Annotated in this window: 8 protein-coding genes, 2 pseudogenes and 1 other annotated feature; of the genes and pseudogenes, 8 read left to right on the top strand and 2 right to left on the bottom strand. The window is 63.3% G+C overall.

Annotation, left to right across the window (positions count from 1 at the left end; translation table 11 throughout):
- Nucleotides 1-660 precede the first annotated feature (660 nt).
- The 4 genes and pseudogenes from A3K89_RS22580 to A3K89_RS26510 all read left to right on the top strand — a co-directional run bounded on the left by A3K89_RS22580 (nucleotide 661) and on the right by A3K89_RS26510 (nucleotide 2,354).
- Nucleotides 661-981: a transposase gene (locus A3K89_RS22580; RefSeq protein WP_068430979.1), complete on the top strand. Its 321-nt coding sequence runs from the start codon at nucleotides 661-663 to the stop codon at nucleotides 979-981.
- Nucleotides 939-1,049 (top strand) — a sequence feature (AL1L pseudoknot). Its footprint overlaps the gene before it by 43 nt.
- Nucleotides 978-1,427: pseudogene (locus A3K89_RS26805) on the top strand (IS3 family transposase); the annotation flags it as partial. It overlaps the preceding feature by 72 nt. The gene A3K89_RS22580 and the pseudogene A3K89_RS26805, both read left to right, overlap by 4 nt.
- Nucleotides 1,428-1,484: 57 nt before the next feature.
- Nucleotides 1,485-2,141, top strand: a pseudogene (locus tag A3K89_RS26800) (IS3 family transposase); the annotation flags it as partial.
- A complete protein-coding gene (locus A3K89_RS26510) occupies nucleotides 2,121-2,354 on the top strand; it encodes an IS3 family transposase (protein ID WP_302050744.1) in 234 nt (77 codons plus the stop codon). The pseudogene A3K89_RS26800 and the gene A3K89_RS26510, both read left to right, overlap by 21 nt.
- Before the next feature lie 171 nt (nucleotides 2,355-2,525).
- Here the strand turns inward: A3K89_RS26510 and A3K89_RS22565 are convergent, their stop codons facing one another.
- On the bottom strand, nucleotides 2,526-2,726 hold the full coding sequence (locus tag A3K89_RS22565) for a DNA-binding protein (protein ID WP_068431100.1): 201 nt from the start codon (nucleotides 2,724-2,726) through the stop codon (nucleotides 2,526-2,528).
- Between the two features lie 51 nt (nucleotides 2,727-2,777).
- Here A3K89_RS22565 and A3K89_RS22560 point away from each other — a divergent pair, with 51 nt between their 5' ends.
- Nucleotides 2,778-3,692, top strand: a complete 915-nt coding sequence (locus A3K89_RS22560; protein ID WP_068430977.1) for an oxidoreductase — start codon at nucleotides 2,778-2,780, stop codon at nucleotides 3,690-3,692.
- 6 nt (nucleotides 3,693-3,698) lie between these two features.
- Here A3K89_RS22560 and A3K89_RS22555 read toward each other — a convergent pair whose 3' ends face one another.
- On the bottom strand, nucleotides 3,699-4,778 hold the full coding sequence (locus tag A3K89_RS22555; RefSeq protein WP_084423997.1) for a glycerophosphodiester phosphodiesterase family protein: 1,080 nt from the start codon (nucleotides 4,776-4,778) through the stop codon (nucleotides 3,699-3,701).
- 258 nt (nucleotides 4,779-5,036) lie between these two features.
- Between A3K89_RS22555 and A3K89_RS22550 the strand changes: the two genes are divergently transcribed.
- From A3K89_RS22550 to A3K89_RS22540, 3 genes are all read left to right on the top strand, one after another.
- Nucleotides 5,037-5,414, top strand: a complete 378-nt coding sequence (locus A3K89_RS22550) for a hypothetical protein (protein WP_068430974.1) — start codon at nucleotides 5,037-5,039, stop codon at nucleotides 5,412-5,414.
- Between the two features lie 79 nt (nucleotides 5,415-5,493).
- On the top strand, nucleotides 5,494-6,585 hold the full coding sequence (locus A3K89_RS22545; protein WP_068430971.1) for an LLM class flavin-dependent oxidoreductase: 1,092 nt from the start codon (nucleotides 5,494-5,496) through the stop codon (nucleotides 6,583-6,585).
- A 55-nt stretch (nucleotides 6,586-6,640) separates the two neighbouring features.
- The gene (locus tag A3K89_RS22540; protein ID WP_371828821.1) at nucleotides 6,641-7,072 is read left to right on the top strand and encodes a MarR family winged helix-turn-helix transcriptional regulator; all 432 of its coding nucleotides are present in this window, start codon (nucleotides 6,641-6,643) and stop codon (nucleotides 7,070-7,072) included.
- Nucleotides 7,073-7,079: the final 7 nt, after the last annotated feature.

Raw genomic sequence — 7,079 nt, 5'->3', positions numbered from 1 at the left:
GCCGGATGGGTCGATTGGTACAACGCTCGACGTCTCCACTCGAGCATCGGGCATATGCCCCCGATCGAGTACGAAACTCTCTACTACGCTGGCTTCGGAACCGAGGATCAGCCCCAACTGGAGGCGGCACAGAACCTGGGGTGATTCACACTCGACATCTGGCGCTGCGCCAGACTCGACAGCGACGCCACCTACTGGCACACCGCCACCGGCCTCCACCACATCACCCCACCCGCCTACGGCACCATCCTCGTCCCCGACAACTATCGGCACCACCGCCGACCCCACCACCCCCACACCACCTTCGGGCGCAACCTCGACGACCACCGCATCGTCGACCCCGAAAAACCAACACCCCCGGCACCAGCCGGGGAAATCTTCGACTACCCCACCGAACTCTACGAACCCACCTGGTGGGAACAGAACATCAACGACACCCCCACCGACGGCACCTGGGACCCCCATGAAGTACCCCAGGTTTTGTTCCGTTCTTTGTAGGAGGATGGAGCTATGCCACGTCAGTACCCGCCGGAGTTCCGGCAGCGAGCAGTGCGCATGGTGGAGACGGTGTTGGAATCCGACGCCGAGCTCTCGGAGTTCGAGGCGATTCGCCNTGAAGTACCCCAGGTTTTGTTCCGTTCTTTGTAGGAGGATGGAGCTATGCCACGTCAGTACCCGCCGGAGTTCCGGCAGCGAGCAGTGCGCATGGTGGAGACGGTGTTGGAATCCGACGCCGAGCTCTCGGAGTTCGAGGCGATTCGCCGGGTCGCCTCGAAGCAGCAGATCGGTGAGGAGACGSTGCGCAGGTGGCGACGCAAGGCCCAGGTCGATGCCGGTGAACGGCGGGGGGTCAGCAGCGACGAGCACAACGAGATCCGCAGGCTGAAGAAGCGGGTCGCCGAACTCGAGCGAACGAACGAGCTACTGAAATCGGCGAGCGCGTTTTTCGCCTCGGAACTCGACCGGACCACGACGAGATGATCGCGTTCATCGACGCGTACCGCGATCGTTTCGGGGTCGAGTTCATCTGTCGCGCTCTGCGGGCGGCGGGTGTGGTCTTCCTTACCTCGCGAGGCTATCGTGCAGCGAAAAGCCGTGTTGCATCGGCACGTTCAATCCGCGACGGCGAACTGGTGCCACTGGTGAAGACCGTGCACGAGAACAATTACTCGGTGTACGGAGTCAAAAAGATGCACGCAGAGCTGAGCCGCCGGGGTGTTCGGGTCGGCCGTGAACAGACGCGCCGGTTGATGCGCTGCGCCGGGGTGCGCGGTGTGCAACGCTCGAAGAAGGTGTTCACCACCCGACCCGACCCTGCYSGGGTGCGGCCGCGGGACAGTGTGAAACGTAATTTCGTTGCAACACAACCGAATCGATTGTGGGTGGTCGATATCACCTACGTCCGGACGTGGCAGGGTTTCGCATACGTCGCCTTCGTCACGGACGTGTGCACCCGCAAGATCGTGGGANGGGTGCGGCCGCGGGACAGTGTGAAACGTAATTTCGTTGCAACACAACCGAATCGATTGTGGGTGGTCGATATCACCTACGTCCGGACGTGGCAGGGTTTCGCATACGTCGCCTTCGTCACGGACGTGTGCACCCGCAAGATCGTGGGATGGCACGTGGCGTCGTCCATGCGCACCGAAGACCTGCCCCTCCCTGCATTCGATCACGCTGTGTGGCAGGCGAATACCGATCTATCCGGGTTGACACATCATTCCGACCACGGGTCGCAGTACCTGTCTGTGACCTACACCGATCGTTTGATCGAGCTGGGCATCACACCGTCGGTGGGCACGGTTGGCGACTCCTACGACAACGCCCTCGCCGAAAGCGTCAACGCGAGCTTATCCGGGTTGACACATCATTCCGACCACGGGTCGCAGTACCTGTCTGTGACCTACACCGATCGTTTGATCGAGCTGGGCATCACACCGTCGGTGGGCACGGTTGGCGACTCCTACGACAACGCCCTCGCCGAAAGCGTCAACGCGAGCTACAAGACCGAGCTGATCCGCCGGCGTGGACCGTGGCGAACGGTCGACGACGTCGAGTTCGCGACGCTCGAATACGTGTGGTGGTACAACCATCAGCGTCTGCACGAAGCGCTCGGTTACATGCCCCCGGCTGAATACGAGACCACCCTGATCGACATCTCACAACCCAGCGAGTCAGGACCGTGGCGAACGGTCGACGACGTCGAGTTCGCGACGCTCGAATACGTGTGGTGGTACAACCATCAGCGTCTGCACGAAGCGCTCGGTTACATGCCCCCGGCTGAATACGAGACCACCCTGATCGACATCTCACAACCCAGCGAGTCGGCCACCCCGGCCCTCGTAACCGCATAGGAACAAAACCTGGGGTACTTCACCACGCCCCCACCCTCGCCCACATCGCACACCTCACCGACCCACAAGCACGCACCGACGCCGTCGAACTTCGCGCCAAATACATCGAACACCGAGCCATTGCCGCCGCCCGCGACAAACGCCGACCACCACCCTTCTGACGGGCGGGTATTACGGTTCCAGGTCCAGTCCGCGCTCCTGCAGCGCCGCTTCGACGACCCGTAATGCTTTCGGCCCCACGCCGTGCAGTTTCGCGAGCTCGGATTTCGACTGTCCCGCAAGCTCGTCCAACGACCGGTAACCTGCAGCGTCGAACGCCCGCGACGCCGGACGGCCCGTTCCCTTCGGAAAGCGGTTGACGGGTTCAGTCACGTTCAACCTCGTTCATGGCCACATCCTAGGGTCTCCCGTACCCTGGGCGCCGTGTCCGACAACAACCATCGACGCGTACTTCTCACCGGCGGAAACACCGGTATCGGCTACTTCACCGCCCTCGAGTTGGTGAAGCAGGGCGACCACGTGACACTTGCGTGCCGCAACCTCGACAAGGCCGACGCAGCGGCCGAGAAGATCGCCGCAGAAGCCCGGAAGAGCACAGATGCACCTCAGGGCGTCGTCGACACCGCCCGCCTCGACCTCGCCGATCTCGATTCTGTGCGCTCCTTCGCCGAGTCCGCGCCCGCGAAGGTCGATGTGCTCATCAACAATGCCGGGGTCATGATGCCGTCGAAGCGCACCGAGACCAAGGACGGGTTCGAGCTTCAGTTCGGCACCAACCACCTCGGTCACTTCGCGTTGACCGGCCACCTGATGCCGAACCTCCGGGCAGCGGACAGCGCGACCGTCGTCACCGTGTCGTCGGTGGCCCACAAACAAGCCCCCAAGCTGAACTTCGACGACCTCCACGCCACACGCGGCTACAACCCGCAGCGCATGTACGCGAACTCGAAACTCGCCAATCTGCTGTTCGCGCTGGAACTTCAGCGACGACTCGACAGAGCAGGTATCCCCATCACGAGCAACGCCGCCCACCCCGGCATCTCCTCGACGGAGCTGTACACGAGCCCCGACGGCCTCGGCAGCTCGAAGGTCGTCTCGTTCGCCGCGTCGATCGGCCTTTTGTTCATCTCCCAATCCGCCCGCGCCGGATCACTTCCCACGCTCGACGCACTCGAGAACGGCGGGCCGGCGTCGTACACGGGTCCGAGGTGGCTGATGGAATCACGCGGCGCCCCAGGGCCCGCCAAGATCTCGGCCAAGGCCAAAGATCCCGAACTCGCCGAAAAGCTGTGGAACGAAAGCGAAAAGCTCACCGGGGTCGTCTACGACCTGAGCTGAATCACGTCACCGCTGCGGCGCGGGAAGCGGTATTCCTCTCTGCGCCATGACATCTCGCAGCCTGTTCGGGTAGTCGGTGATGATACCGTCGACACCCAAGTCCATCAGTGCGTTCATGGTCGCGGGATCGTCGACGGTCCACGGAATGACGCGCATGCCGCGCGCATGGGCGTCGTCGACCATCTGCCGCGTGACATACAGTTCGAAGCCCGGATCTCCCACCGCCCCGTTCTGCGGGTTACCTTGCACAGGCGAGTACGCAGACGCGCCGATCGATGCGGCCGCAGCGACGCCGTCGCCCCCGAAGTCGTCGACGTCGAGTCCGCCGAGCCACGGTGACGCCCCATCCTGACCGACTTGAAGGAAGTCGCCGTTCGTCAACGCGACGAGCGGCACAGACGGCCTCATCGCTCGAACCAGCTGCAGCGCACCCCAATCGAAGCTTTGAATGCTGACGCGATCGAGCATTCCGGCTTGTTCGATGGTGGTGATGACGATGTCGACGAATTGCTCGCGCGGCGCAGTCTCCGTCGGGCTTGCCGCTTCGAACTTCGTCTCGACGTTGAGACGGACGTTCGGTGACGTCTTCGCCACGTCGAGCACCTCGGTCAACGTAGGCATACGGGCACCCGGCACTGTTCGCTGCTCCGGGTAGTCCGCCAACCGAAGCGACCCGCAGTCGAGCGTCTCGACTTGCGCGAGCGTCAGCGTGTTCACGTACTTACCCACGTAGGGAAACTCGGGGTCACCGTCGAAGACCGGCACCGTGTCGAGGCACTTCTTGTCGGATACTCGACGGTCGTGCGTCACAACGGCGACGCCGTCCTCCGTGATCTGCGTGTCGAGTTCCAACGTCGTGACGCCGAGTTCGAGTGCGTTGGTGAACGCTGCGATCGTGCTCTCACTGACAAGTCCGAGCCCGCCTCGGTGCGCCTGCAGATCGAAGGCGGGTGCAGGCTCCGACGACCCGGTGTTCGACGACCCGCTGTTCGACGACCCGGCATCGATGGGAAGGGCCTGAGCGTGAGCCGCGGACACGGCAGTCAACGCGGCAGCGGACAAAGCGACCAAGAGTGTGCGACGCATGTCTTGTGACGCTATGGACCGCACGTGACGATCGGGTGAATCACGCCCTTCCCGCGCCATGCAGAAAGGTAACGATCGACGCCCGACACACCACAGACAAAGGGAGACGCCCACAGCTGACGGCGGTCGGGGGCGACAGCAGCGGCGGGCGTCTCATCTACGATTCGCGGCAGGTGATGGGGTGGATGGGTCGGATCTGAAAAATTTTTTCAGCCCACGACCTATCTCTTCTCCAGCCGACGACCTAGCCTTGCGCGCATGTCCTACACAGCGGCCAACCACTATGTTTTCGAGGGCGACGAGCTGACGGGATCCTTCGACACGAACAGACTTTCCGGGGTTGCGGCGGCACAACTCGTGCTGAGCGGCGCCATACTCGAGTCCACCGAGGTGACGCGAACGGACCTCGGTTACGAGATCCGCACGATCGTCGAACAGGTACACGACGGCAACTCCACCCACCTGCTGGCCGTGGTCCCGCGCGTCAACGTCGAGAACGAGCCGGTGCATTTCTCCTCTTACGCGGTCCTGTTCACCCGGCGCGGCAACATCGCCGGCGACCGCTTCGTGCACGGCGCGCTCGAGTCCTACGACGTGCGCGCCCTGTCGGGCACTGCATCGCTGATCGACAGCTGACCCACTCCCCCGGAATACTCCGCCCACTCCTGCGGTTACAGTGCAAGTCAATGCAAACGCATGAACTTGGGAGCACGCCATGCAGTTCGGAATCTTCACCGTCGGCGACGTCACGGTCGACCCCACGACCGGCCGCGAGCCGACCGAACACGAGCGCATCAAGGCGATGGTCACCATCGCCAAGCACGCCGAGGACGTCGGCCTCGACGTCTTCGCGACCGGCGAGCACCACAACCCACCGTTCGTCCCGTCGTCGCCGACGACCATGCTCGGCTACATAGCGGCTCAGACCGAAAATCTGATCCTGTCGACGTCGACCACGCTGATCACCACCAACGACCCGGTGAAGATCGCCGAGGACTACGCGATGCTGCAGCACCTCGCCGACGGCCGCGTCGACCTGATCATGGGCCGCGGCAACACCGCACCCGTGTACCCGTGGTTCGGACAGGACATCCGACAAGGCATTCCGCTCGCACTGGAGAACTACCAGCTACTGCGACGCCTGTGGACCGAGGACGTCGTCACGTGGCAGGGCAATTTCCGCACGCCGCTCGACAGCTTCACGTCGACGCCTCGCCCCCTCGACGACATTCCGCCGTTCGTCTGGCACGGCTCGATCCGCAGCCCCGAGATCGCGGAGATCGCCGCGTACCACGGTGACGGATTCTTCGCGAACAACATCTTCTGGCCGAAAGAGCACTACATCCAGCTCATCAACCTGTACCGGCAGCGCTACGAACACTACGGTCACGGACGCGCCGACCAGGCCATCGTCGGTCTCGGCGGCCAGGTGTTCATGCGCAAGAACAGCCAGGACGCGGTCAAGGAGTTCCGCCCGTACTTCGACAACGCACCCGTCTACGGCCATGGCCCGACCATGGAAGAGTTCACCGAGCAGACGCCGCTGACCGTCGGATCGCCACAGCAGGTGATCGAGAAGACGCTGACCTTCGCGGACTTCTTCGGCGGCTACCAACGCCAGCTGTTCCTCATGGACCACGCCGGGCTTCCGCTGAAGACGGTGCTCGAGCAGCTCGACCTGCTGGGCGAGGAAGTGGTGCCCGTGCTGCGTAAGGAATTCGCTGCCCGACGCCCCGAAGGTGTGCCGGAGAACCCGCCGACGCACGCGAGCATGCTGGCACGCAAGGACGAAGTAGTTGCCCTCTAGTACCGAGCTCGCCACCGACGCCTGGGAGTCGCTCTTTCGCTCCCAGGTGTCGCTGATGCGACGCTTCACCGCGGACGACATCTGGAATCCGATCAGCCTGCGCGAGTACGACGTGCTGTTCACATTGAGCAAATGCGCCACCCGCAAGCTGCGTCTGCACGATCTGAACGACGAGATCCTGCTCAGCCAACCGTCACTCAGTCGCCTGTGCGAACGCCTCGAAAAGCTGGGGTACGTCACGCGCCGACCGGATCCGACCGACAAACGCGGAACCGTCGTCGTCCTCACCGACGACGGACTCGCCGTGCAGCGCGACATCGGCCGCAAGCACGCAGCCCGAATCCGCCGATACGTCGGCGGCGTTCTGTCCGACGACGAGATGACGACGCTCACCGCGTTGTGCACCAAGCTGCGTCTGGGCCAAGCGGGCGTCGTAGTTCTCGATCGAGCAACCGACGGGTCGGACGACAACCCATCGCAGGCTTGACCTCACG

This window comes from Rhodococcoides kyotonense, from assembly GCF_001645385.1.
GTDB classification, from domain to species: Bacteria; Actinomycetota; Actinomycetes; order Mycobacteriales; family Mycobacteriaceae; genus Rhodococcoides; species Rhodococcoides kyotonensis_B.
Note: the sequence above shows the minus strand (reverse complement) of the source record. Positions and strands in the feature narration are given on the sequence as shown.

What these genes read in the sequence shown, in the direction of transcription:
- A3K89_RS26510 (WP_302050744.1), top strand. Translation starts at nt 2,121, where the DNA reads ATGCCCCCGGCTGAATACGAGACCACCCTGATCGACATCTCACAACCC.
- A3K89_RS22550 (WP_068430974.1), top strand. Translation starts at nt 5,037, where the DNA reads ATGTCCTACACAGCGGCCAACCACTATGTTTTCGAGGGCGACGAGCTG.
- A3K89_RS22555 (WP_084423997.1), bottom strand. Translation starts at nt 4,778, where the DNA reads ATGCGTCGCACACTCTTGGTCGCTTTGTCCGCTGCCGCGTTGACTGCC.
- A3K89_RS22545 (WP_068430971.1), top strand. Translation starts at nt 5,494, where the DNA reads ATGCAGTTCGGAATCTTCACCGTCGGCGACGTCACGGTCGACCCCACG.
- A3K89_RS22540 (WP_371828821.1), top strand. Translation starts at nt 6,641, where the DNA reads ATGCGACGCTTCACCGCGGACGACATCTGGAATCCGATCAGCCTGCGC.